The following is a 23,315-nucleotide window of genomic DNA, read 5'->3' as shown; positions in this document are numbered from 1 at the left end:
TCGTCAAGTTCGCACAACGCATTTTGCCCGCTCGGCTTTCACCGGCGGAGCAGGATGTGGATCTAACCGTAGAGCGTACGAACCCATCGGGGACGGGAACGAGAAAAACCGGGGCGCTTCCGAGAAGGCCCTCGTCACCACCGTCCGCCTAAAGGAGCGAACAGGTACCAAAATGAGCAAGATTATCGGCATCGACCTTGGCACCACGAACTCGTGCGTGGCCATCATGGACGGCAAGAACCCGAAGGTGATCGAGAACGCCGAAGGCGCTCGCACCACGCCGTCGGTCGTGGCCTTCCTGGAAGACGGCGAGCGCCTTGTCGGCCAACCCGCCAAGCGCCAGGCCGTGACCAACCCGACCAACACGCTGTTCGCGATCAAGCGCCTTATCGGCCGCAACGCCAGCGATCCGGTGGTCGAAAAGGACAAGGGCATGGTGCCCTACGAGATCGTCAAGGGCCCGACCGGCGACGCCTGGGTCAAGGCCCACGGCAAGGACTACAGCCCGCAGGAAGTGTCGGCCTTCATCCTGCAGAAGATGAAGGAAGCCGCCGAAGCCCACCTGGGCGAGCCGGTGACCAAGGCGGTCATCACCGTTCCGGCCTACTTCAACGACGCCCAGCGTCAGGCGACCAAGGACGCCGGCAAGATCGCCGGCCTGGAAGTCCTGCGCATCATCAACGAGCCGACCGCGGCGGCCCTGGCCTACGGCCTGGACAAGAACGACGGCAAGAAGATCGCCGTCTATGACCTGGGCGGCGGCACGTTCGACGTCTCGATCCTGGAAATCGGCGACGGCGTCTTCGAGGTGAAGTCGACCAACGGCGACACCTTCCTGGGCGGCGAGGACTTCGACCTGCGGATCGTCGACTACCTGGCCGACGAGTTCAAGAAGGAGCAGGGCGTCGACCTGCGCAAGGACAAGCTGGCCCTCCAGCGCCTGCGCGAAGAAGCGGAAAAGGCCAAGAAGGAGCTGTCCTCGACGGCCCAGTACGAGGTCAACCTGCCGTTCATCAGCATGAACGCCTCGGGCCCGCTGCACCTGAACATCAAGCTGTCGCGCGCCAAGCTGGAAGCCCTGGTCGACGACCTGATCGCCCGCACCATCGGTCCGTGCGAACAGGCCCTGAAGGACGCCGGCCTGAAGAAGAGCGACATCGACGAAGTGATCCTGGTCGGCGGCATGAGCCGCATGCCCAAGGTCCAGCAGGCGGTGCAGGACTTCTTCGGTCGCGAACCGCACAAGGGCGTGAACCCCGATGAAGTCGTGGCGCTGGGCGCGGCCGTCCAGGCCGGCGTGCTGCAAGGCGACGTCAAGGACGTGCTGCTGCTGGACGTGACCCCGCTGACCCTGGGCATCGAGACCCTGGGCGGTGTGTTCACCCCGCTGATCGAACGCAACACCACGATCCCGACCAAGCGCTCGCAGACCTTCTCGACCGCCGACGACAACCAGTCGGCCGTGACGATCCGCGTGTTCCAGGGCGAACGCCCGATGGCCGTCGACAACAAGGTCCTGGGTCAGTTCGACCTGGTCGGCATCCCGCCGGCGCCGCGCGGCGTGCCGCAGATCGAGGTCACCTTCGACATCGACGCCAACGGCATCGTGCAAGTCCACGCCAAGGACAAGGCTACCAACAAGGAGCACTCGATCCGCATCCAGGCCAACGGCGGCCTCTCGGACAGCGACATCGAGCGCATGGTCAAGGAAGCCGAGGCCAACAAGGCCGCGGACGAGAAGAAGAAGCAGCTGGTCGAGGCCAAGAACCAGGGCGAGGCGATCCTGCACTCGACCGAGAAGGCTCTGGCCGAGCATGGCGACAAGGTCGGCGCGACTGAAAAGACCGCGATCGAGACCGGCGTCACCGAGCTGAAGACCGCCCTGGAAGGCGAGGACGTCGAGGCCATCCAGGCCAAGACCCAGGCGCTGATCCAGGCGTCGATGAAGCTGGGCGAAGCCATGTACGCTTCGCAGCAGGGTTCGGCCGAAGGCGCTGACGGCGCTGGGGCCGCGGACGATGGCGTCGTCGACGCCGAGTTCGAAGAAGTCGACGACAACAAGCCGGCGAACTAATCGCCATGCGCGCGCCGCGGAACATCAGCGACAGCCCTGTTCCGCGGCCGCGACCTCTTGCCGCTTCGCCCGAGGACGCCTTGCGCCGGGCCGCGTGCTATCCCACCTCTTCCTTCATCAACGCCACTTTCGTGGGCCTTTTGGGCGCCAGACGCTGATTATGCGCGACTATTACGAAATTCTCGGCGTGACCCGGACCATCGACGATGCTGGTCTGAAGTCCGCGTTCCGCAAACTGGCGATGGAACACCACCCGGACCGCAACGGGGGCTGTGAGAACGCCACTGGCCGGTTCAAGGAAATCAACGAGGCCTATTCGGTCCTCTCCGATCCGCAGAAGCGCGCGGCCTATGACCGCTTCGGCCATGCCGGCGTCAACGGCGGCCAAGGCGGCGCGGGCGGTTTCGGCGGCCAGGGCTTCGACGCCGGCGACATCTTCAACGATGTCTTCGGGGACGTGTTCGGCGAGATGTTCGGCGGCGGTCGTCGCCAGTCGAACGGCCCGCAGCGCGGCCAGGACCTGCGCTATGACCTGGAGATCGCCCTCGAGCAGGCCTATGCCGGCGCCGAGGTCGAGATCAAGGTGCCCGCCGCCATGACCTGCGAGGTCTGCGAGGGCTCGGGCGCCAAGCCCGGCACCAGCCCCACCGTCTGCGGTACGTGCGGCGGCGCCGGCCGGGTCCGCGCCACCCAAGGCTTCTTCGCGGTCGAGCGCGGCTGCCCGCGCTGCGGCGGCTCGGGCCGCCTGGTCCTGGATCCCTGCACCAACTGCCATGGCCACGGTCAGGTGCGCCGCGAGCGCATCCTGTCGGTCCGCATCCCCGCCGGCGTCGACGACGGCGCCCGGATCCGTCTGGCGGGCGAGGGGGACGCGGGCGCGCGCGGCGGGCCGCGCGGCGACCTCTACATCTTCCTGTCGGTGATCCCGCACGAGCTGTTCGAGCGCGATGGCCTGGACCTGCTGTGCACCGTGCCCGTGCCGATGACCACCGCGGCCCTCGGCGGCGAGATCGAGGCCCCCTGCCTGCTGGGCGGCGAGGCTTGCGACGGCGAGTGCAAGATCACCGTCGCCGTCCCCGAAGGCGCCCAGACCGGCAAGACCGTCCGCCTCAAGGGCAAGGGCATGCCGTCCCTGCGCAGCCGCCAGCGCGGCGACCTGGTGGTCGAGCTGTTCGTCGAAACCCCGACCCACCTGTCCGCCCGTCAGAAGGAACTGATGCGCGAGCTGGCCGGCCTGTGCGGCGAGAAACAGAACCCCAAGTCCGCCAATTTCGTCGGCAAGGCGAAGAGGTTCTGGGAAGAGGTCACGGGGAATTAGGGCGCGCTTGGCGCTCTAGCAGGATTTCGGAATCGTTCTATAATTGTTCTGATCTGGCCTGCGAGCCGGGTGCCTACTCGCTGAGGTGCCTTCCTGATGTCTGATGATCCCGAGCACGCTCGTAAAATCGCCGACTTGGCATTCAACGAAGCGCTTCAGAAACTTTCTCAGGATCACCCTCACGCTCCCCCGGAGCCTATCCCCGTGCGGCGGGCCGAGGAAACGATAGAAGGGTTGATGGCGGCGTTCGAAGCTGCCGCTCAGCTCGACGCTAACGGTAGCGAGTACTGGTTCGGCCGCGATCTGCAGATCCTGCTTGGGTACACCAAGTGGGACAACTTTCTCGCTGTCATCGCTAAGGCCAAGGACGCGTGCGTTGAAGCCGGTCATCGACGTGAAGACCATTTTGCCGGCGTCGGAAAAATGGTCCAACTCGGTAGCGGAGCAGAGCGCGAGATCGATGACATCGTTCTCAGCCGCTACAGCCCTTTGTATCCTTCGGTCTGAAAGATCGCGAATTCCACCCCCTCACGAACACCCGCGTTCTTCGCCGCACTCGCTAGGTGCTTGTTGTGAGTCTTGATCTCATCACGAAGAAGAACCCTCCGCTCGTCCTCGGACAGCGGTAGATACCCTTGGGCTTCTTGGTCCGCGATCTCCTGACGGCGCGTCTGGATTGCGAAGTAGGTCTGCGCGAAGGCTATCGGTCGTTTTCGGCCGTCACCATTCTGAGCCGTCAGATAGCAAGCGTATGGTGGACTGGATGTTGCGGGCATTCGCCTACGTAAGAGTTTGACGGCCAAGCAAGCCATTCTTGATCACATGGGCAGCACAGAGCTCGCGGCAAATCTCTTTCGCGCTACGCAAACTGAAGAGAAGCTGCGCCGCGAAGGCATCAAGGGCCGATTGGCTGCCAATCGCGCGCACTTTGATGTCGGAGCGAAGGTTCGCCAAACCATCAAGGACATTGGTGGGCAGATGCCAGAGGCGCTTCCTGCTGCCGAAGACATCAAGAAAGTGGGGCGCAGGCTTCAGAAGGCCATCAAGAATACGGGAAGGGGTTTGAAGTGAGCGCGTTCGGTTCTTGAGAGCGCTGGTTCGGAGCATTGTGCAAAAAATGCAAATTGCTCCCCATGTGGATAACCCTTTCCAACCCCTTAACGCCACCCGCGACGCTCTGTAGTTTCGGGCGTCATGAACGCCCACGCCACGCCGACCCCTGCCCACCTGCTCGATCCCGCCGGCGCGACGCCGGTGATGCAGCAGTTCTTCGAGATGAAGGCGCGGCAGCCCGATGCGTTGATCTTCTTCCGCATGGGCGACTTCTACGAGCTGTTCTTCGACGACGCCTACAAGGCCGCCGCCGCGCTGGGCATCAGCCAGACCTTCCGGGGAACCCACAACGGCCAGCCGATCCCGATGGCCGGCGTGCCGCAGCACGCGGCCGAGGCCTATCTGTCCAAGCTGATCCGCCTGGGCTTCAAGGTCGCCGTCTGCGAGCAGATGGAAGACCCGGCCGAGGCCAAGAAGCGCGGCTCCAAGTCGGTCGTTCGTCGCGACATCGTCCGGGTCGTCACGCCGGGCACCCTGACCGAGGACGGCCTGCTGGACGCCCGCGGCGCCAATCGCCTGGCCGCCGTCGCCATCCGTGCGGGCCAGGCGGCGGTGGCCTCGGTCGAGCTGTCGACCGGCGAGGTCGAGGTGTTCGCGGTGGCCAAGGAGGCCGTGGCGCCGATCCTGGCCGCCCTGGCCCCGTCCGAGACCCTGGTCGCCGACCGCCTGCTGTCGGACGACGCCCTCTCCCAGACCCTGAAGATCTGCGGCGGCCTGGTGCAGCCGATGCCCTCGGCCCTGTCCGAGCCGCAGGCGTCCGAAGCGCGCGTCAAGCGCCTCTACGGCGTCGAGACCCTGGATGGCTTCGGCGGTCTCACCCCGGCCGAGATCGGGGCCCTGGGCCTGATCGCCGCCCACCTTGAGATGACCCAGGCCGGCAAGCTGCCGGCCCTGCGCGCGCCGCGCCGCGCCGCCGACGCCGACGTCATGGCCATCGACCCGGCCACGCGCGGCAGCCTGGAGATCGACCGTACCCAGACCGGCGACCGCAACGGCTCGCTCTTGGCCTGTATCGACCGCACGGTGACGGCCGGCGGCGCGCGGATGCTGGCCTCGCGCCTGGCCCGGCCGCTGCTGGACGTCGCCGCCATCGATCAGCGACTGGACGCCGTGGAGTGGTTCGTCGAGCACCGCCCTCTGCGCCAGCGCCTGCGCGAGGTGCTGAAGGGTTCGGGCGACATGGCCCGCGCGCTTTCCCGTCTTGCCCTGGGTCGAGGTGGGCCGCGCGATCTGGGTTGCCTGCGCGACACTCTGAAGTGCGGCGAGCGTCTGGCCGGCATGGCGGGCGGTTCGCCTGATCCGCTGTCGCCGCCGCCGTTCGAGCTGGAGCACGCCTTCAAGGCCCTGACCCCGTCGCTGCACGAGGGCCTGTCGCAATTCCTGAACACCCTGGAGCAGGGCCTGGGCCCCGATCTCCCGGCCCTGGCCCGCGACGGCGGCTTCGTAGCCGCCGGCGTCCGGCCCGAGCTGGACCAGGCGCGGGGCCTGCGCGACGACAGCCGCAAGGTGATCATCGCCCTGGAAGCCCAGCTGATGGCCGAGAGCGGCGTGCCGCTGAAGATCCGCCACAACGGCGTGCTCGGCTATTTCGTCGAGGCCACCGCCGGCAAGGCCGACCCGCTGTTCCAGCCGCCGCTGAACGCCACCTTCATCCACCGCCAGACCCTGGCCAACCAGGTGCGCTTCACCACGGTGGAGCTGGCCGATCTGGACGCCCGCATCGCCCAGGCCGCCGAGCGGGCCCTGGCCATGGAGGTCGCCGCCTTCGAGGACTGGCGCGAACAGGCCCGCGCCCACGCCGACGCCATCCAGATCGCCGCCGAGGCCCTGGCCCGACTGGACGTCGCCGCCGCCCTTGCCGAGTGGGCCGAGGACGCCGGCGCGGTGCGGCCGATTGTCGACACGTCCTACGCCTTCGACGCCAAGGGCGCTCGCCACCCGGTGGTCGAGGCCGCCGTCAAGCGCGCCGGGGATCCCTACACTCCAAACGACTGCTGTCTGGACGCCTCGGGCGAGACCGGCGCGCGGCTGTCGATCGTCACCGGTCCGAACATGGCCGGTAAGTCGACCTTCCTGCGCCAGAACGCCTTGCTGGCGATCCTGGCGCAATCGGGCTGCTACGTGCCGGCCGCCAGCTTCCGCCTCGGCGTCGTCGACCGCCTGTTCAGCCGCGTCGGCGCGGGCGACGATCTGGCCCGCGGCCGCTCGACCTTCATGATGGAGATGGTCGAGACCGCCGCCATCCTCACCCAGGCCGGGCCGCGCAGCCTGGTGATCCTGGACGAGATCGGCCGGGGCACGGCCACCTACGATGGTTTGGCGATCGCCTGGGCCTGCGCCGAGGCTCTGCACGACACCAATAGGAGCCGCGCCCTGTTCGCCACGCACTATCACGAGCTGGCGACGCTGGAGGAGCGGATGGCGCACGTCTCCAACCTCTCCCTGCGGGCCAAGGAGTGGAACGGCGACCTCGTCTTCCTGCACGAGGCGGCGCCGGGGCCGGCCGATCGCTCGTACGGCGTGCAGGTGGCCAAGCTGGCTGGCGTGCCTGGTCCGGTGGTCGTTCGCGCCCGCGAGGTTCTGGACCGCCTGGAGAGCAAGGACCAGTCGCCGGCCAAGCTGGACGACCTGCCGCTGTTCGCCGTCAGCCAGGCCGTGGCGCAGGCGCCCGCCAAAGCGGCGCCCAGCGTCGTCGAGGACTCCCTGGCCGACCTCGATGTTGACGGGATGAGCCCTCGCGAGGCCCTGGAAGCCCTCTATCGTCTTAAGGGTCTGCTCAAGACCTAGCGCGTAACCATATAGGCCATATGCCCCGTCGCCTTCGCCCCACCCGCCTGGAACATGTCGTCGACGGGCACGCCCTGCGTGCGCGCCTGTCCGCCGCCGCTCTGGATTCCATCGGCAACGAGGCCGAGCAGCGCGCCCGGGCCATCGACATCCTCAAGCAGGCGCTGTTTCGCGGCCGGATGATCGCCAAGGAGCGGCTGGAGAACGGCGCCAGCGGCGTCGAGACCGCCCGCCTGATCAGCGGCGTCACCGACGAGGTGATCACCGCCCTCTACGATTTCACGACGGTCCACGTCTTCCGGGCCCGCAACCCGACCGAGGGCGAGCGCCTGTGCCTGCTGGCCGTCGGCGGCTATGGCCGGGGCACCCTGGCCCCGTTCAGCGACATCGATCTCCTGTTCCTGCGGCCCTACAAGCAGACGCCGCACGCCGAGAGCGTGATCGAGTTCATGCTCTATGCGCTGTGGGACCTGGGCTTCAAGGTCGGCCACGCCTCGCGGACCATCGAGGAGTGCGTGCGCCTCTCGAAGGAAGACTTCACGATCCGCACCTCGATCCTGGAGGCCCGCCGGCTGACCGGCGACGAACGCCTGGCCAACGATCTGAAGAAGCGCTTCCGCGACGACGTGATGAAGGGCACCGGCGCCCAGTTCGTCGCCGCCAAGCTGAAGGAGCGCGACGACCGCCAGGCCCGGGCCGGGACCAGCCGCTATATGGTCGAGCCCAACGTCAAGGAAGGCAAGGGCGGCCTGCGCGACCTCCATACCCTGATGTGGATCGCCGAATATCTCCACCCGGTCGACCGGCCCGAGGACGTCTTCAAGATGGAGGTGTTCTCGACCCGCGAGACCAAGGCCTTCATCCGCGCCTTCGACTTCCTGCACGCCGTGCGCGCCCACCTGCACTTCACGACGGGCCGGCCCGAAGAGCGGCTGACCTTCGACCTGCAGCCCGAGATCGCCCGGCGCATGGGTTATGGCGACCGGGGCGACGCGCCGGCGGTCGAGCGGTTCATGCGCCGCTACTTCCTGATCGCCAAGGAGGTCGGGGCCCTGACCCGCGCCTTCTCGGCCAAGCTGGAAGCCGAGCACTTCAAGAACGAACCCAAGGGCATTTCGCGGTTCCTGCCGGGCGGCCGCCCCAAGCGCAAGGCGCTGGATGTCGAGGGCTTCTACGAGGATGGCGGTCGCCTGAATATCGACGGGCCGGCGGTCTTCGAGGCCGATCCGGTCAATCTGATCCGCCTGTTCAAGATCGCCGACGAGCGCGACCTCGACCTGCATCCGGACGCCTTCACGGCGGTGACCCGCGGCCTGTCGCTGATCACGTCCAAGGTCCGCCGGGCCCCCGAGGCCTGCCGGGCGTTCCTGGACCTCCTGGCGCGCGGCAAGCGCAGCTATCGCACCCTGACCCTGATGAACGACGCCGGCGTGCTGGGCCGCTTCATCCCGGAGTTTGGCCGGGTCGTGGCCCAGATGCAGTTCAACATGTACCACTCGTACACGGTGGACGAGCACACCCTGCGGGCCGTGGGCGTGATCGGCGACATGGCGGCCGGCCGGCTGGTGGAGGACCATCCCCTGGCCGTCTCGATCATGCCGTTGATCGAGGACCGCGAGGCGCTGTTCCTGGCCATGCTGCTGCACGACACCGGCAAGGGCGGAGTGGGCGGCCAGGAAAAGGCCGGGGCCCGCGCCGCCCGCAGCGCCTGCGAGCGTCTGGGCGTGGACCGCACCAAGGTCGAGCTGGTCGCCTGGCTGGTCGAGAACCACCTCGTGATGAGCGACTTCGCCCAGAAGCGCGACGTGTCCGATCCCGGCACCGTCGCCGCCTTCGCCCGCATCGTCGAGAACCCCGAGCGCCTGCGCCTGCTGCTGGTCATCACCGTCGCCGACATCCGCGCCGTGGGGCCGGGGGTGTGGAACGGCTGGAAGGGCCAGCTGCTGCGCGAGCTCTACAACGCCACCGAGGCCGTGTTCCGGGGCGGGCGCGGCAGCGACGCCGCCGCCAATGTCCTGCGCCACCAGGAGAGCCTGGCCGAGGCCGCTCGCGCCACGCTGCTGGAGATCGACCCGGCCGCCAAGGGCTGGGTCTCGGCGATGGAGAACGCCTATTTCAGCGCCTTCCCGCAGGAGGAGCTGTTCGAGCATGCCGCCCTGGCCCGCCGCGCCGCCATCCAAGGCGGGGCCGCCGCCGAGGGCCGAGTGCACCCTAACCAGAACGCCGCCGAGATCGTGATCGCCGCCAAGGACCGTCGCGGCCTGTTCGCCGACCTGGCCATGGCCATTTCGGCCCTAGGCGGCAATGTCGTCGGCGCGCGCGTCTTCACCTCCCGCCAGGGCCAGGCGCTGGACGTCTTCTACGTCCAGGACGTGACCGGCGCGCCGTTCGGCTGCGAGAATCCGCGCGCCCTGCGCCGCCTGGCCGATGCGCTGGAAGCCGCCGGCAAGGGCGAGTCTCTGGGCGTCGAGCCGCGCCGGGGCTCCGAACAGTCCCGCGCCGCCGCCTTCGCCATCGCGCCGACCGTGACGATCGACAACGAGGCGTCCAACGACGCCACGGTGGTCGAGGCCTCGGGCCGCGACCGGCCTGGCCTGCTGCACGCCTTGGCCAAGACCCTGGCCGACAACGGTCTGTCCATCCAGTCGGCCCATATCGACGGCTATGGCGAGCGGGCGGTCGACGCCTTCTACGTCCAGACGCCGGAAGGCGGAAAGCTGACCGAGACCCGCAAGGTGGCCGTCGTCAAGGCCGACCTGCTGGCGGCTCTGGAGCAGAACGAGGCCACCGCGCCCGCCGCCCGTCCAGGCCTGAAGCGCGCGCGGGCCAGCGTGGCGCGGTAGGTCTGTCTTGCCGGCGTCACGGATCACCGCCTAGACTTGCGCCGTAGCCGGGGAAAGACATGAAGCCGCCCATCAAGCGCCTGGCCGACATCAAGCCCGGGTCGACCGCCGAGACCTATGCCCGCCCCACGCCGAAGGTGGCGCGGCGTCAGACCGCCAAGGTGCTGACGCCCGAGGAAAAGGCGGCGTTCCTGGCCTCGCGCCCGGACCTGTCGTCGAAGTCCTGAGCGGGATCGACATCGCGAGCCTGGCTGCTTAGACCTTCCCACAGGTTGAGTGCGGAAACCGTATGGCGAGCAATACATCGGCAAGCGTGGCGACGGGCGAGACCGCCGAACTCTGGGCGCTGTGGGACAAGCTCAAGCGCCTGTTCCCGGCCTGGAGCGTGCTGCCGGAAGCCTTCTACACCCCCGGCGCCTGGGGCTATGTGGGCGTCGATTTCGTCAGCGGTTTTCGCAAGAACCCCTTGAGGAGTACTGGACAGTCAAGTGCGATGATCGATAATCATCGGGCTCGATTTCAGTTTCGATCGTCCGGATGGATCCGCTCAGCGACGTCATCGCCCTGCTCCGGCCGAACTCGGTCATCTCCAAGCCCATCACCGGCCGGGGAGCCTGGGGCGTGCGCTACGCCGCCCACGACGCGCCCGGCTTCGCGATCGTTCTGAAGGGCGAATGCTGGATCGCCTTCGAGGGCCAGCCGGCCTTCCGGATGGGGCAGGGCGACTTCCTGTTGCTGCCGTCGACGCCGGCCTTCACCCTGAGCAGCGGCCCCGGCATGGCCGGCGAGGCGCGCGAACCCACGGACATCCCCGTCCGGCACGGTGAGCAGGAGGGCGAGGCCGATTTCGAGTCCCTGGGCGGCGCTTTCGGCATCGAGCGGGTCAACGCGTCGCTGCTGCTGGCCCTGCTGCCGCGCATGATCCACATCCCCGCCTCGGAGGGGCGGACCGACCGCCTGGCGGGCGTGATCGCGCTGATCATGGACGAATGCGGACGCGACGAGCCAGGCAAGGACATGATCCTGCGGCGGATGCTGGAGGTCCTGCTGGTCGAGGCCCTGCGCTGGCGGGGCGTGGCCCGCGATGACGCCCGGGCCGGCCTGTTGAACGGCCTGCGCGACCCGGCGCTGGCCCGGGTTCTGCGGGCCATGCACGCCGACGTGCGCGCCCACTGGACGGTCGCGGGACTGGCCAAGATCGCCGGCTTGTCGCGATCGGCCTTCGCCGCGCGCTTCGGCGAGGTGCTGGGCTGCGGGCCGATCGAGTATCTGGCGCGTTGGCGCATGGCCCTGGCCAGGACCGCCCTTGTCAGCGGAGACAAGACCCTCGACAGGATCGCCGACGAGATCGGCTATGAGTCCGCCAGCGCCTTCAGCACGGCCTTTCGCAAGCGGCAGGGCTGCTCACCTGGCCGGTTCGTTCGAAGCCTCGCCGCCTGATCTGGACGATCGGAAACTAATCTTGGACGTTCGATTATCGATCGGCCTGGTGTGAAGGCGCATTGAGGAGACGTCCAATCTGTGGAGGTCCCCATGCAAACCATCCTGATCACCGGCGCGTCCTCGGGCTACGGCCTCGAAACCGCTCGCTATTTTCTGGCCAATGGTTGGCGCGTCATCGCCACCATGCGCCGGCCCGACCCGAGCGTCCTGCCGCGTTCAGAGACCCTGCGCATCCTGCCGCTGGACGTGACCCAGCCGGACAGCATCGCCGCGGCCATCGTCGCCGCCGGTCCGATCGACGCCCTGGTCAACAATGCCGGGGTCGGTGTCGTCGGCGCGTTCGAAGCCACGCCGATGGCCCACATCCGCAAGGTGTTCGACACCAACACCTTCGGCGTCATGGCCATGTGCCAGGCGGTGATCCCGGGGATGCGGGCGCGCCGTTCGGGCGTGATCGTCAACGTCACCTCGACCGTCACCCTGGCCGCCATGCCGCTGGCCGCCGCCTATACCGCCAGCAAGCAGGCCATCGAGGGCTTCACGGGGTCGCTGGCCCACGAGCTGGGTCATTTCGGCGTGCGCGTGAAGCTGGTCGAGCCCGGCTATGGCCCGACGACCCGCTTCAGCCAGAACACCGACGTCAAGGTCGAGGACCTGATCCCGCCGGCCTATGCCGACTTCGCCGCGCCGATCTTCGAGAGCTTCGCCAAGCCGGCGATGACCACCCGGGAGATCGACGTCGCCGAAGCTGTTTGGGACGCCGTCGCCGACACCAAGGGCCGGCTGCGCTTCCCCGCCGGCGCGGACGCGGCGGCGCTTTTCAAGGCGCGGTTCGGCTAGAGCTCCGCGGTCCCTTTCACACCTTCAGCGGTCTCCGCGTGAAGCGGCGGAGCCGTGCGTTCTCACGCCGCCGCGTGGTCCTTCAGCACCCCCAGGGTCACCACCGCCAGCATCTCCTCGTGGGTGGCGTCCAGCACCACCTGGGGCGCCATGCCGGCGTCGAGGGCTTCCTTCCAGCGGCCGGCGCACAGACACCAGCGGTCGCCAGCCTTCAGCCCCGGGAAGGCCAGTTCGGGACGCGGCGTGGAGAGGTCGTTGCCCTGGTTCTTGGAGAAGGCCAGAAAGTCGTCGGTCATCACCGCGCAGACGGTGTGCAGGCCCAGGTCGTGCGGCCCCGTCTCGCAGCAGCCGTTGCGGTAGAAGCCGGTGACCGGATCCATCGAGCACGGGACGAGTTCGCCGCCCATGACGTTCCTGGCGCTCTTGTCGTATCGAGTGGTGCTCATGGGGCGATCCTAGTCCTGTGAGGGACGGCGCCAAGCCGCTTCCCGTACGGGGAAGGCTTTTGCTGCGTCGCAGCGATGCTAGGGTCGCACCAAGGACAAGAGAGCAGGGGATTTTCCGTGACCGACACCGCCATCCGCCCGCGCCGCAGCGCCCTCTATATGCCGGCGTCCAACGCCAAGGCCGTCGAGAAGGCCCGCACCCTGGACGCCGACGTGATCATCCTCGACCTGGAAGACGCCGTCGCGCCGGAGATGAAGCCGGCGGCGCGCGAGGCGGCGGCGGCGGCGGTCAAGGCCGGCGGCTTCGGCGCGCGCGAGGTGGTGATCCGGGTCAATGGAATCGACACCCCCTGGGGCGCCGAGGACCTGCGGGCCGCCGCCGAGGCCGGGCCGGACGCGGTGCTGGTTCCGAAGGTCAGCGACGCCGCGGAGGTCCGGTTGTACGACCAGCACCTGAACGCCGCCCCGCCCGCGACCCGGCTGTGGACGATGATCGAGACCGCCAAGGCCGCCTTTCACCTGTGGGATATCGCCGGCGCGGTCCACGGCACGCGGCTGTCGACCTGGGTCATGGGCGTCAATGACTTCGCCAAGGAGATGCGGGCTCGCCAGACGCCGGACCGCGCGCCGTTCTTGCCGCTGCTGACCCTGTCGGTGGCGGCGGCGCGGGCCCACGGCCTGAACATCCTGGATGGGGTGCACAACGACATCGAGGACCTGGAGGCCCTGGAGGCGGTCTGCGTCCAGGGCGTCGACTTCGGCTTCGACGGCAAGACCTTGATCCATCCCAAGCACCTGGAAATCTGCAACCGGGTGTTCTCGCCCTCGCCGGACGACATCGCCTGGAGCCAGGCGGTGATCGCCGCCTTCAACGCGCCCGAAAATGCTGGCAAAGGAGCTTTGCGGGTCGACGGCAAGATGGCCGAGCGCTTGCATCTGACGCAGGCGCAGCGTCTTGTCGCGGTGGCGCAGGCCATCGCGGGACGCGGGGCAGACGCCGAAATGGGGCGCTAGAAGGTTTCGTATGCGGGCTCGGGCTATCGTTTTTTCCGTCGTCTTGCTGGCCAGCCCCGCGCTGGCGCAACAGACCCCGGCGACGGTCCCGCCCGCGGGCTATGTGCCGACCTTCGGGACCCAGGCCGCGCCGCCGACCGCTCCGGCGCCTCCAGTCGGGGCGCCGGCCGCGCCCGCCCCCCAGCAGGCGCCCGTCCTGGACTCGTCGCAGATCCCGCAGGCTCTCGATCCGATGGCCGACCTGATCTCGCAGAGCGGCCAGGCGGTCGACGAAGAGACCGCCGAGACCGCCGCCAACAAGCCCACCGCCAAGCACCGGGCCGCCATCCTGCCGATCCCGCCGCCGGAGCCCGAGGCGCCGACCGGCGGCGAGCTGACCAAGGCCCAGGTCTACGAACTTCGGGTCAAGGGCTCGATCGCGGCCGCCCAGAACCTGCAAGGCCCGCTGGACGGCGGCTGGCGGATCGTCGGCAACGACGGCGGCCAGCTCTACGCCCTGCAGATCGTCGACAAGGCCGGCGGGTATGGCGAGCTTGAAGGCGCCTGGCGTGATGTCCGCCGTCCGGGGGCCGTCGGCTCGACGGGGCTGATCGACGACCTGCGCCGCGATGGCGACGTCGTCGTCGTCCGCTTCAGCCCCAAGGGCGGCCAATCCACGACCCTGACCCTGCGTCCGTCCGGCTACGAGCGATGGTCGGGCGAACTGGTCGAGAACGGCGCGACCCAGGCGGTCAATGCCGAACACATTCTTCCGCAGGCTCCGCCCGGCTACGAAGGGCAGGGGCGCGGGCCCTATGTCTGGCCGCCGCGCGTGGTCGCCCGTTCGCCGGCCCCGGCCGCCGCCGCCCCGGCCTGCTCGACCCGGGGCAAGAAGGGCAAGGCCTTGAAAGCCGCCAAGGCCAAGTGCGCCGCCGTGGCCAAGAAGGGCGGCAAGGCCTCGGCCCTCAAGAAGGGTAAGGGCGGCAAAGCCAAGGCGACCCCGGCTCGCAAGGGCAAGGTGACGGCGGCCAAGAAGGGCTCGGCCAAAAAGAAAAAGCGTTAGGGCCTCAAGGCGTCCCGGGCCGCCGCGATCGGGGCCGCGAGGCCCTCAGCGGTATAGGTGGCGGCCGGGCTGTGGCCCCAGACGGGACCGGGCCAGGCCGGATCGCCCTTTCGACGACCCACGACGTGGACGTGCAGCTGGGCCGTGACATTGCCCAGCGCCCCGACGTTCAGCTTGTCGACCGCCAGGCCCAGCGCCGCCCCGACCGCGCGGACGGTGGTCCCGGCAAGGACGATCTCCTCCATCAGCTGGATCCGGTGAGCCGTCTCGAGGTCCTCGATCTCCCGCAGGCCGGGCTGGCGCGGGACCAAAACCAGCCACGGATAGCGGGCGTCGTCGTGCAGGCGCACCTCGCATAGCGGCAGGTCGGCGACCTTGTGCGACGTGGCGACGAAAGCCGGGTCGAGCGAGAACTCAGCCACGTTTCGGAACCGCCGCCCAGTAGTCGAAGTCGAGAATGACGCCCGGATTGTAGGCCTCGCCCTCCTTGTCCGGGAAGTCGTCGCAAAGCCGGTCCTTGGTCGCCACCAGCCGCAGGCGCAGGGCGCCGATCGAGCCCAGATCGGCCTTGTCCAGCACCTCGCTCCAGGCGAACACCGTGCCGCCGGCGAAGAACGGCGCCACGTGCCGCCCGCCGTTGATCGCCAGGATCAGGCCGGCGTTCTGCAAGCCATTGAACGACAGCGCCTTGGCGGTCGAGATCACCACGCCGCCATAGATCAGCCGCTTGCCCGACGGGTCCTTGGCCCGCTCGAACTGGTTGAAATGGACCTTGGCCGTGTTCTGCCACAAGCGCGTGGCCATCTGGTGCTCGGCCTCCTCGATCGCCATGCCGTCGACATGGTCGATCTTCTCGCCGATCGCATAGTCCTCGAAGGCGTGCGGCGCGCCGGCCAGGGCCCAGTCATAACCGCTGAGGTCCAGGCCTTCGGGAACCGCCAGATCGGCCGGGGCCACCGCCGCCGACAGGGTCGGGACCGCCTGATCGGTGATCTCGGCGCCCGGATCGCGCTTTCGGACCATCACCCAGCGGACATAGCTCAGCACGGCCTCGCCGCGCTGGTTGGTCCCGGTCGTTCGCACATAGACGACGCCGGTCTTGCGGTTGGAGTTTTCCTTCAGCCCGATCACGTCCGAGACGGCGCTCAGCGTGTCGCCGGGAAACACCGGGGCCAGGAAGCGGCCCTCTGCGTAGCCCAGGTTGGCGACGGCGTTCAGGCTGACGTCCGGCACGGTCTTGCCGAACACCACGTGGAAGGCGATCAGCGGGTCGACCGGGGCGGACATAAGGCCGCAGGCCTTGGCGAACTCGTCCGACGAGAACAGCGAGAAGCGCGGGCCGTAAAGCGCCGTGTACAGCGCGACATCGCCCGCCGTAACGGTTCGGGGCGTGGCGTGGACCAGTCTCTGGCCGAGCCGGAAGTCCTCGAAGAAATGGCCTGGATCGGTCTTGCTCATCCCCGGTGCTCCTTATCGCTGTTCCGCCATCTTTGCCGCAGTGCAGCGAAACCGGAAAGAGGGCTTGAGGCCGAGCCGCGACGGGTCTAGACCGCGCCCCGACATTCCACTGTCCACAGCCTTGATGGAGACCCCATGGCTCGCGCGAAGATCGCCCTTATCGGCGCCGGCATGATCGGCGGCACCCTGGCCCACATCGCCGCTCGCGAAGAGCTGGGCGACGTGATCCTGTTCGACATCGCCGAAGGCACCCCGCAGGGCAAGGCGCTGGATATCGCCGAAGCCTCGGCCGTGTTCGGCAAGGACGTGACCCTGAAGGGCGCCAACGCCTACGAGGACATCGCCGGCGCCGACGTCTGCATCGTGACCGCCGGCGTGCCGCGCAAGCCGGGCATGAGCCGCGACGACCTGCTGGGCATCAACCTGAAGGTCATGAAGGCCGTCGGCGAAGGCATCAAGGCCCACGCCCCGAACGCCTTCGTCATCTGCATCACCAACCCGCTCGACGCCATGGTCTGGGCCCTGCAGCAGTTCTCGGGCCTGCCGAAGGAAAAGGTCATCGGCATGGCCGGCGTCCTCGACTCGGCTCGCTTCGCCTACTTCCTGGCCGAAGCCACCGGCGTTTCGGTCGAAGACATCCACGCCTGGACCCTGGGCGGTCACGGCGACGACATGGTGCCGATGGTCCGTCACTCGACGGTCGGCGGCCTGCCGCTGCCGGAACTGGTCAAGCAAGGCTGGCTGACGCAAGAGAAGCTGGACGCCATCGTCGAGCGCACCCGCAAGGGCGGCGGCGAGATCGTCGCCCTGCTGAAGACCGGCTCGGCCTTCTACGCCCCGGCCGAGAGCGCCATCGCCATGGCGACCTCATACCTGAAGGACAAGAAGCGCGTCCTGCCGTGCGCCACCTACCTGACCGGCCAATACGGCCTGGACGGCCTCTATGTCGGCGTGCCGGTTGTCATCGGCGCCGGCGGCGCCGAAAAGATCGTCGAGTTCGAAACCAACGACGCCGAGAAGGCGATGTTCGCCGCTTCGGTCGCCTCGGTTAAGGGTCTGATGGAAGCCTGCAAGGCCATCGACAGCTCGCTGGTCTAAGCGAACCTTGATCCTGAAATGACGAAGGGCGGCTCCTCGCGGGGCCGCCCTTTTGCTTTGTTCGAAAACCCCGCCCTTCGACAGGCTCAGGGTGAGGTTTTCTACAGCTGAGCGCCTGCCCTCGTCCTCATCCTGAGCTTGTCGAAGGACGGGGACGACGCAAGGGCGGCTAGTGCGCCGCCTCGCCGCCTTCCTGCGAGATCTCCTCCAAGGTCTTGCCGACCTGCTTGGCGCCGTAGTCCTTGGCGACGTCGCCCAGCGAGAGGATGCCGGTCAGGTCGCCGGCGTCGTTCAGCACCACCAGCCGGCGGACCTGGTTGTTCGCCATCTTGGCGGTGGCGTCGGCCAGGACGTCGTCTTCCTTCACGCTCAGCACTTCGCCGTCCGACATGGCCTCGGAAATGGGGCTGTCGAAGCTGCGGCCCTCGGCGACCACCCGCAGGACGATGTCGCGGTCGGTGACCACGCCCACCACCTTGCCGTCGTCGACCACGGGGACCACCCCGCTTTCGACCTGGGCCATGGTCTGGGCGACCTGGCGGATGGTGTCGGAGGGACGGGCGACCGAGACCTGGCTGGTCATGGCGTCGCTGACTTTCATGGGGGAGCCTCGTGGGTTGGAATTGCGAGGCTGTAAAACCCTCAGCTTGGTCCAACCGTTCCGCTTCCGATCGTCACGGGGCGCGCCTATCTAGGCGCTTCCCCTTTCGTGGAGCTTCCCATGGCGATCTCTATCCATCAGGCCAGCGTGCCCGTGTTCATCCAGGGCCTGAAGGGTCTGAAGGGCGTGCTGACCAAGGCCGCCGCCCTGGTCGAGGCCAAGGGGTGGGATCCGGACGCCCTTCTGAAGGCGCGGCTCTATCCCGACATGTTCCCGCTGATCCGTCAGGTGCAGATCGCCACCGACTTCGCCAAGGGCGGCGCGGCGCGTCTGGCCGCGCAGGAAGTTCCGGCCTGGGACGACGTCGAGACCAGCTTCGCCGACCTGATCGCCCGCGTCGATCGCGCCATCGCCTATGTGGAAGGCCTGGACCCGGCCGCGTTCGAAGGTGGCCACGATCGTGACGTCCAGCTGGTTCGCCGCGGCGAGACCTACACCTTCAAGGGTCTGGACTATCTGCAGGGCCAGGCGATGCCGAACTTCTTCTTCCACATCACCACAGCCTACGCGATCTTGCGTCACAACGGCGTCGAGGTCGGCAAGCGCGACTTCCTGGGCACGGCGTAAGCTTCACCCCAATACCCAACCGTTTCCCCGGCGAAAGCCGGGGCCCAGATCTCGAAGCGCCGGGGATGATTGGATCGGCGCGGCGTTCATAGCGCCCGCCCCGGCGCTCTTCCATCTGGGTCCCGGCCTTCGCCGGGAAGACGGATTGAAGAGGTGCTTTTGACTCTTTCAGCTTTTTGAGACATAAGCCCCGGCTTCCGGCGCTTTATCAGCAGCGCCTCCACCGTCACGACCCCGGCCTGTTAGCGCAGGATCCATCCGGACGAGGACGGCGAGGACCCCCATCGACGTGATCGTCCATGGGGGCTGATTGCGTTTGGCCACCGCCTGCTCGCGAGCAGGCGGAGCCTTAAGGGGTCGAGCATGACGTCCGTCATGCGCGGGGATTTAACCAGGGTTCGACATGTTCGACGGCCTTACAGAGCGACTTTCCGACGTCTTCGAACGTCTTGGCGGTCGCGGCGTGCTGTCCGAGAAGGACATCGACGAAGCTCTGCGAGAAGTCCGCGTCGCCCTGCTCGAGGCCGACGTCGCCCTGCCGGTCGTCAAGGACTTCATCAGCAAGGCCAAGGAGCTGGCGGCTGGCGAAGCGGTCATTCGTTCGGTCAAGCCGGCCGACCAGGTGGTCAAGATTGTCTATGACGGCCTGGTCGACATGCTGGGCGGCGAGCAGCCGACCGGCCTGAACCTGGCGCTGAATCCGCCGTCGGTGATCCTGATGGCCGGCCTGCAGGGCTCGGGCAAGACCACCACCACCGGCAAGCTGGCCCTGCGCCTGTCCAAGACCGAGCGCAAGAAGGTGCTGGTCGCCTCGCTCGACACGCGTCGCCCGGCCGCCATGGAGCAGCTGGCGACCCTGGCCAAGCAGGTCGAGGTCGAGAGCCTGCCGATCGTCCCCGGCCAGAGCGCCCAGGACATCGCCAAGCGCGCGATGAGCGCCGCCAAGCTGGGCGGCTACGACGTCCTGATTCTCGACACCGCCGGCCGCACCACGCTGGACGAGGCGATGATGAGCGAGGCGGCGGACATCGCCCGCATCGCCCAGCCGTCCGAGACCATCCTGGTCGCCGACAGCCTGACCGGCCAGGACGCCGTGCGCACGGCCAAGGCGTTCCACGAGCGCCTGCCGCTGACAGGCCTGATCCTGACCCGCGCCGACGGCGACGGCCGCGGCGGCGCGGCCCTGTCGATGCGCCACGTCACCGGCCTGCCGATCAAGTTCCTCGGCGCCGGCGAGAAGATCGACCAGCTGGACGTGTTCGACGCCCGCCGCGTCGCCGGCCGCATCCTGGGCCAGGGCGACGTCGTGGCCCTGGTCGAGAAGGCCGCCGCCGACCTCGACCATGCCGAAGCCGAGCGCATGGCCAAGAAGCTGGCCAAGGGCAAGTTCGACCTCGACGATCTGTCGGCCCAGCTCTCCCAGATGCAGAAGCTAGGCGGCATGGAAGGCATCATGGGCCTGCTGCCCGGCGTGCAGAAGGTCAAGAAGCAGATCGCCGAGAGCGGCATCGACGACAGCATCTTCCGTCGCCAGCAGGCGATCATCAGCTCGATGACCAAGGAAGAGCGCAAGAAGCCCGACATCCTGGCCGCCTCGCGCAAGCGTCGTATCGCGGCCGGTTCGGGCGTCGACGTCGCCGAGGTCAACCGCCTGCTCAAGCAGCACCGCCAGATGGCCGACATGTTCAAGGCCATGTCCAAGGACGGCGGCAAGGGCATGGCCCGCATGGCCCAGATGATGGGCGGCGGCGACATGGCGCGCATGAAGAACATGGGCGGCGGCAGGATGCCCCAGCCCGATCCCAACGCAGCGGGGGGCCAAGGCCCCTCGGGGCTGCCCGGTCTGCCGGGCCTCGGGGGCGGCGGCGACGCCAAGCCCAACCCTCTCTCCGGCCTGGGCCTGCCCGGCTTCAACCCGTTCAAGAAATAGAACTTTAGACCAAGGACTACCTCAAATGCTGAAGATCCGTCTCGCCCGTGGCGGCGCCAAGAAGCGTCCGTACTACTCGATCGTCGTCGCCGACAGCCACTCGCCGCGCGATGGCCGTTTCATCGAGAAGGTCGGCACCTACAACCCGCTCCTCAAGAAGGACGACGCCAACCGCGTCACCCTGAAGGTCGAGTCGATCCAGGAATGGCTCAAGAAGGGCGCCCAGCCGACCGACCGCGTCGCCCGCTTCCTGGCCGCCCAAGGCCTGACCACCTGGGCCCACGGCAACAACCCGCAAAAGGGTACGCCGGGCAAGAAGGCCACGGAACGCAGCGCCGAGCGCGCTCAGCGCGACGAAGACCGCAAGCAAGCCGAGATCGACGCCAAGGCCGCCGCCGAAGCCGAGAAGGCCGCCGCGGCTGAAGCCGCCGCCGCCGCTGCCGCTGAAGCCGCCGCCGCTCCGGCCGTGGAAGAAGCTCCGGCCGCTGAAGTCGCTGCTGAAGAGGCTCCCGCCGCTGAAGAAGCTCCGGCCGCCGAAGCTCCGGCTGCTGAAGAAACCACCGAAGGCTAAGGGTTCCAGCGCCGCCGATCCTTCCCGGGTCGGCGGCGCGACTCTGTCCGCGCGATGACCGTCTCTCCCGAAGATCCGCTGATCCTGGTCGGCCGCGTGGCCGGCGGCTTCGGCGTGCGCGGCGAGGTGCGGATCTCGACCTATACCGAAGAGCCGATGAGCATCGCGGCGTTCAAGGCGCTGAAGCGCCAGGACGGTTCGCCCGCCCTGACCATCGCCTCGGCCCGCAAGACCAAGGACGGCGTCGTCTGTCGCTGTTCGGGGATCGAGACCAAGGAAGCCGCCGACGCCCTGCGCGGCCTTCGTCTCTATGTCCCCCGCTCGGCCCTGCCGCAGCCCGACGAGGACGAGTTCTACCTGACCGACCTGGTGGGCCTTTCGGTTCGCCATATCCAGACCGACGTCCTGCTGGGCCGCGTGAAGAGCGTCCAGAACTTCGGCGCCGGCGACATTCTCGAGATCGCCCCCGACCTGGGCGGTCCGACCTGGTACCTGCCGTTCACGCGGGCCGCCGTGCCCGAGGTCAAGATCGCCGATGGCCTGATCCTGGCCGACCCGCCCGCCCTGGTCGGCGAGCCGGAAGGCTCCGCCGAAGACGAAGAGCTGGGCGACCGCGACTGACTTTTCGCAAGGAGCCTGCAGCGATGTCGGACGGAAAATGGCGGGTCACCGCCTCGCGCGTCGTCCACAAGGACCGCTGGATCCACCTTCGCGCCGACGATTGCGTAACCGACGAGGGCGCGGTGGTCGCGCCCTACTACGTGCTGGAATATCCTGACTGGGTCGAACTGGTGGCCCTGGACGCCGACAACAACGTCCTGCTGGTGCGCCAGTATCGTCACGCTTTGGGCGACATTTCCACCGAGCTTCCGGCCGGGGGCATGGACGCCGACGAGACCGATCCGGTCGAGGCCGCCCGCCGCGAACTGCTCGAGGAAGCCGGCTGCGCGGGAACCTTGGCCCTGCTGGGCGAGACCCGGCCCAACGCCGGCACGCACACCAACCGCATCCACATCATCCTGGCGCGCGACGTGGCGAAGGTCGCCGAGCCGAAGGATGATCCCCATGAACGGCTCGAAAGCCTCTGGGTCCCGGCCGCCGAGGCCCTGCGCATGGCGCTGGCCGGCGAGATGACGGTGGGCATGCAGGCGGCCTCGCTGCTGCGCGGGCTCGCCGCCGCCGGCGTGGTCAGGATCGAGGCGGTTCAGGCCTGAGGGTCTACTTCCGCACCCGCATCAGACATTCCTGGGCCACCGAGGCCAGGAGTTTACCGTCCTGGCTGAACATCTGGCCGCGCACCAGGCCGCGCCCCTGCGAAGCGTTGGGGCTGTCTTGCGCGAACAGGGTCCAGCCGTTGAAGTCGAACGGGCGGTGGAACCACATGGCGTGGTCCAGGCTGGCGGCCTGCAGGCCCGGCGTCGTCCAGATCAGGCCGTGCGGGCGAAGGGCGCTTTCCATGAACGCCATGTCCGAGGCGTAGGCCAGGGCGGCCTGCTGCATCTTCACGTCGTCGCCCAGCGGGGCCTTGGCCCGCATCCAGACGTTCTTGGTGCCGGACTTCTTCACCGGCGCGACCGGGTTCTGCTGGTCGACCCAGCGGATGTCGACGGGACGCGGCTTGCCGACCATGGCCAGCATCTTCGGATGGATCTGGTCGCCCAGGCTCTTGAGGAACTCGACCTCGGTGGGCAGGCTCTCGGGAGCGGGCGCGTCGGGCATGTCCGACTGGTGCTCGAAGCCGTCCTCCGGCGTCTGGAACGAGGCCGCCAGGTTGAAGATCTGCTCGCCGTGCTGGATGGCGGCGACGCGGCGCGTGGTGAAGGTGCCGCCGTCGCGGGCCCGCTCGACTTCGTAGAGCACCGGGGCGTTCACATCGCCGGGGCGGATGAAATAGGCGTGCAGCGAGTGACAGACCCGGTCCGGCACGGTCCTGTAGGCGGCCAGCAGGGCCTGGGCGATCACCAGGCCGCCGAAGATGCGCGGGAAGCCGTCGTTCGGGCTGACGCCGCGGAACAGGTTCACCTCGATCGGTTCGAGGTCGAGGATATCGGCGAGGTTCTCGGTCGTCTGCATGGCGCAGTGCGATAAGCCGCGTTTTGCCGCGCTGCAA

General features: G+C 68.0%; 23 protein-coding genes and 1 pseudogene. 18 read left to right on the top strand and 6 right to left on the bottom strand.

From position 1 onward, the window contains the following. Positions 1 to 172 precede the first annotated feature (172 nt). From dnaK to AC1RJ9_RS06805, 3 genes are all read left to right on the top strand, one after another. The gene (gene dnaK, locus AC1RJ9_RS06815; protein WP_492839033.1) at positions 173 to 2,074 is read left to right on the top strand and encodes a molecular chaperone DnaK; all 1,902 of its coding nucleotides are present in this window, start codon (positions 173 to 175) and stop codon (positions 2,072 to 2,074) included. A 160-nt stretch (positions 2,075 to 2,234) separates the two neighbouring features. After that, positions 2,235 to 3,392 (top strand): molecular chaperone DnaJ, encoded by a 1,158-nt coding sequence (gene dnaJ, locus AC1RJ9_RS06810; protein WP_492839034.1) that lies wholly within the window; start codon positions 2,235 to 2,237, stop codon positions 3,390 to 3,392. A gap of 96 nt (positions 3,393 to 3,488) precedes the next feature. After that, positions 3,489 to 3,899: a hypothetical protein gene (locus AC1RJ9_RS06805; RefSeq protein WP_492839035.1), complete on the top strand. Its 411-nt coding sequence runs from the start codon at positions 3,489 to 3,491 to the stop codon at positions 3,897 to 3,899. Here the strand turns inward: AC1RJ9_RS06805 and AC1RJ9_RS06800 are convergent. After that, entirely contained in the window at positions 3,872 to 4,168 is a 297-nt protein-coding gene (locus AC1RJ9_RS06800; RefSeq protein WP_492881598.1) for a hypothetical protein, read from the bottom strand. The genes AC1RJ9_RS06805 and AC1RJ9_RS06800 overlap by 28 nt on opposite strands. Here AC1RJ9_RS06800 and AC1RJ9_RS06795 point away from each other — a divergent pair. From AC1RJ9_RS06795 to AC1RJ9_RS06770, 6 genes are all read left to right on the top strand, one after another. Continuing rightward, on the top strand, positions 4,152 to 4,463 hold the full coding sequence (locus tag AC1RJ9_RS06795) for a hypothetical protein (protein ID WP_492839144.1): 312 nt from the start codon (positions 4,152 to 4,154) through the stop codon (positions 4,461 to 4,463). The genes AC1RJ9_RS06800 and AC1RJ9_RS06795 overlap by 17 nt on opposite strands. Before the next feature lie 123 nt (positions 4,464 to 4,586). Beyond that, on the top strand, positions 4,587 to 7,292 hold the full coding sequence (gene mutS / locus AC1RJ9_RS06790; protein ID WP_492839037.1) for a DNA mismatch repair protein MutS: 2,706 nt from the start codon (positions 4,587 to 4,589) through the stop codon (positions 7,290 to 7,292). Between the two features lie 20 nt (positions 7,293 to 7,312). Further along, the gene (locus AC1RJ9_RS06785) at positions 7,313 to 10,135 is read left to right on the top strand and encodes a [protein-PII] uridylyltransferase (protein ID WP_492839039.1); all 2,823 of its coding nucleotides are present in this window, start codon (positions 7,313 to 7,315) and stop codon (positions 10,133 to 10,135) included. Between the two features lie 59 nt (positions 10,136 to 10,194). Beyond that, the gene (locus tag AC1RJ9_RS06780; RefSeq protein WP_492839041.1) at positions 10,195 to 10,362 is read left to right on the top strand and encodes a hypothetical protein; all 168 of its coding nucleotides are present in this window, start codon (positions 10,195 to 10,197) and stop codon (positions 10,360 to 10,362) included. A 310-nt stretch (positions 10,363 to 10,672) separates the two neighbouring features. Next, positions 10,673 to 11,575, top strand: coding sequence for an AraC family transcriptional regulator (locus AC1RJ9_RS06775; protein ID WP_492839042.1), 903 nt, complete (start codon positions 10,673 to 10,675; stop codon positions 11,573 to 11,575). A gap of 93 nt (positions 11,576 to 11,668) precedes the next feature. Beyond that, the gene (locus AC1RJ9_RS06770) at positions 11,669 to 12,418 is read left to right on the top strand and encodes an SDR family oxidoreductase (protein ID WP_492839044.1); all 750 of its coding nucleotides are present in this window, start codon (positions 11,669 to 11,671) and stop codon (positions 12,416 to 12,418) included. A 62-nt stretch (positions 12,419 to 12,480) separates the two neighbouring features. On the opposite strand, the gene AC1RJ9_RS06765 is transcribed toward AC1RJ9_RS06770, so the two are convergent. Continuing rightward, complete coding sequence (locus tag AC1RJ9_RS06765) at positions 12,481 to 12,864, bottom strand: DUF2237 family protein (protein ID WP_492839046.1); 384 nt, start codon at positions 12,862 to 12,864, stop codon at positions 12,481 to 12,483. Positions 12,865 to 12,981: 117 nt separating this feature from the next. Here AC1RJ9_RS06765 and AC1RJ9_RS06760 point away from each other — a divergent pair, with 117 nt between their 5' ends. Continuing rightward, positions 12,982 to 13,878 carry an HpcH/HpaI aldolase/citrate lyase family protein gene (locus AC1RJ9_RS06760; protein ID WP_492839048.1) on the top strand — a complete coding sequence of 299 codons (897 nt, stop codon included), beginning with the start codon at positions 12,982 to 12,984 and terminating at the stop codon, positions 13,876 to 13,878. 10 nt (positions 13,879 to 13,888) lie between these two features. Further along, positions 13,889 to 14,920 (top strand): hypothetical protein, encoded by a 1,032-nt coding sequence (locus tag AC1RJ9_RS06755; RefSeq protein ID WP_492839050.1) that lies wholly within the window; start codon positions 13,889 to 13,891, stop codon positions 14,918 to 14,920. Here the strand turns inward: AC1RJ9_RS06755 and AC1RJ9_RS06750 are convergent. Together AC1RJ9_RS06750 and AC1RJ9_RS06745 are read right to left on the bottom strand one after the other, a co-directional pair. After that, positions 14,917 to 15,342: an HIT domain-containing protein gene (locus tag AC1RJ9_RS06750; protein ID WP_492839052.1), complete on the bottom strand. Its 426-nt coding sequence runs from the start codon at positions 15,340 to 15,342 to the stop codon at positions 14,917 to 14,919. The two genes, AC1RJ9_RS06755 and AC1RJ9_RS06750, sit on opposite strands and share 4 nt — an antisense overlap. Next, a complete protein-coding gene (locus AC1RJ9_RS06745) occupies positions 15,335 to 16,378 on the bottom strand; it encodes a MaoC family dehydratase (RefSeq protein WP_492839053.1) in 1,044 nt (347 codons plus the stop codon). The genes AC1RJ9_RS06750 and AC1RJ9_RS06745 overlap by 8 nt, the downstream gene beginning before the upstream one ends. A 135-nt stretch (positions 16,379 to 16,513) precedes the next feature. Between AC1RJ9_RS06745 and mdh the strand changes: the two genes are divergently transcribed. Continuing rightward, entirely contained in the window at positions 16,514 to 17,476 is a 963-nt protein-coding gene (gene mdh / locus AC1RJ9_RS06740; RefSeq protein WP_492839055.1) for a malate dehydrogenase, read from the top strand. Positions 17,477 to 17,494: 18 nt separating this feature from the next. Further along, positions 17,495 to 17,634 (top strand): annotated as a pseudogene (locus tag AC1RJ9_RS06735) (hypothetical protein); the annotation flags it as partial. Between the two features lie 11 nt (positions 17,635 to 17,645). Here the strand turns inward: AC1RJ9_RS06735 and AC1RJ9_RS06730 are convergent. Beyond that, on the bottom strand, positions 17,646 to 18,077 hold the full coding sequence (locus AC1RJ9_RS06730; RefSeq protein ID WP_492839057.1) for a CBS domain-containing protein: 432 nt from the start codon (positions 18,075 to 18,077) through the stop codon (positions 17,646 to 17,648). A gap of 120 nt (positions 18,078 to 18,197) precedes the next feature. On the opposite strand from AC1RJ9_RS06730, the gene AC1RJ9_RS06725 reads away from it, so the two are divergent. From AC1RJ9_RS06725 to AC1RJ9_RS06705, 5 genes are all read left to right on the top strand, one after another. Then, on the top strand, positions 18,198 to 18,704 hold the full coding sequence (locus AC1RJ9_RS06725) for a DUF1993 domain-containing protein (protein ID WP_492839059.1): 507 nt from the start codon (positions 18,198 to 18,200) through the stop codon (positions 18,702 to 18,704). 403 nt (positions 18,705 to 19,107) lie between these two features. Next, the gene (gene ffh, locus AC1RJ9_RS06720; RefSeq protein WP_492839061.1) at positions 19,108 to 20,634 is read left to right on the top strand and encodes a signal recognition particle protein; all 1,527 of its coding nucleotides are present in this window, start codon (positions 19,108 to 19,110) and stop codon (positions 20,632 to 20,634) included. 25 nt (positions 20,635 to 20,659) lie between these two features. Further along, positions 20,660 to 21,205, top strand: coding sequence for a 30S ribosomal protein S16 (gene rpsP, locus AC1RJ9_RS06715; protein ID WP_492839063.1), 546 nt, complete (start codon positions 20,660 to 20,662; stop codon positions 21,203 to 21,205). 54 nt (positions 21,206 to 21,259) lie between these two features. Beyond that, positions 21,260 to 21,826 carry a ribosome maturation factor RimM gene (rimM, locus tag AC1RJ9_RS06710; RefSeq protein WP_492839065.1) on the top strand — a complete coding sequence of 189 codons (567 nt, stop codon included), beginning with the start codon at positions 21,260 to 21,262 and terminating at the stop codon, positions 21,824 to 21,826. Between the two features lie 23 nt (positions 21,827 to 21,849). Continuing rightward, positions 21,850 to 22,419: an NUDIX hydrolase gene (locus tag AC1RJ9_RS06705; protein WP_492839067.1), complete on the top strand. Its 570-nt coding sequence runs from the start codon at positions 21,850 to 21,852 to the stop codon at positions 22,417 to 22,419. A 4-nt stretch (positions 22,420 to 22,423) separates the two neighbouring features. Here AC1RJ9_RS06705 and AC1RJ9_RS06700 read toward each other — a convergent pair whose 3' ends face one another. After that, positions 22,424 to 23,278 carry an acyl-CoA thioesterase gene (locus tag AC1RJ9_RS06700; protein ID WP_492839068.1) on the bottom strand — a complete coding sequence of 285 codons (855 nt, stop codon included), beginning with the start codon at positions 23,276 to 23,278 and terminating at the stop codon, positions 22,424 to 22,426. Between the last annotated feature and the right edge of the window lie 37 nt (positions 23,279 to 23,315).

It is taken from the genome of Caulobacter sp. GW822-FHT07D08, assembly GCF_058798735.1.
The sequence above is the reverse complement of the archived record's forward strand: the minus strand, read 5'-3'. Positions and strand labels throughout refer to the sequence as shown.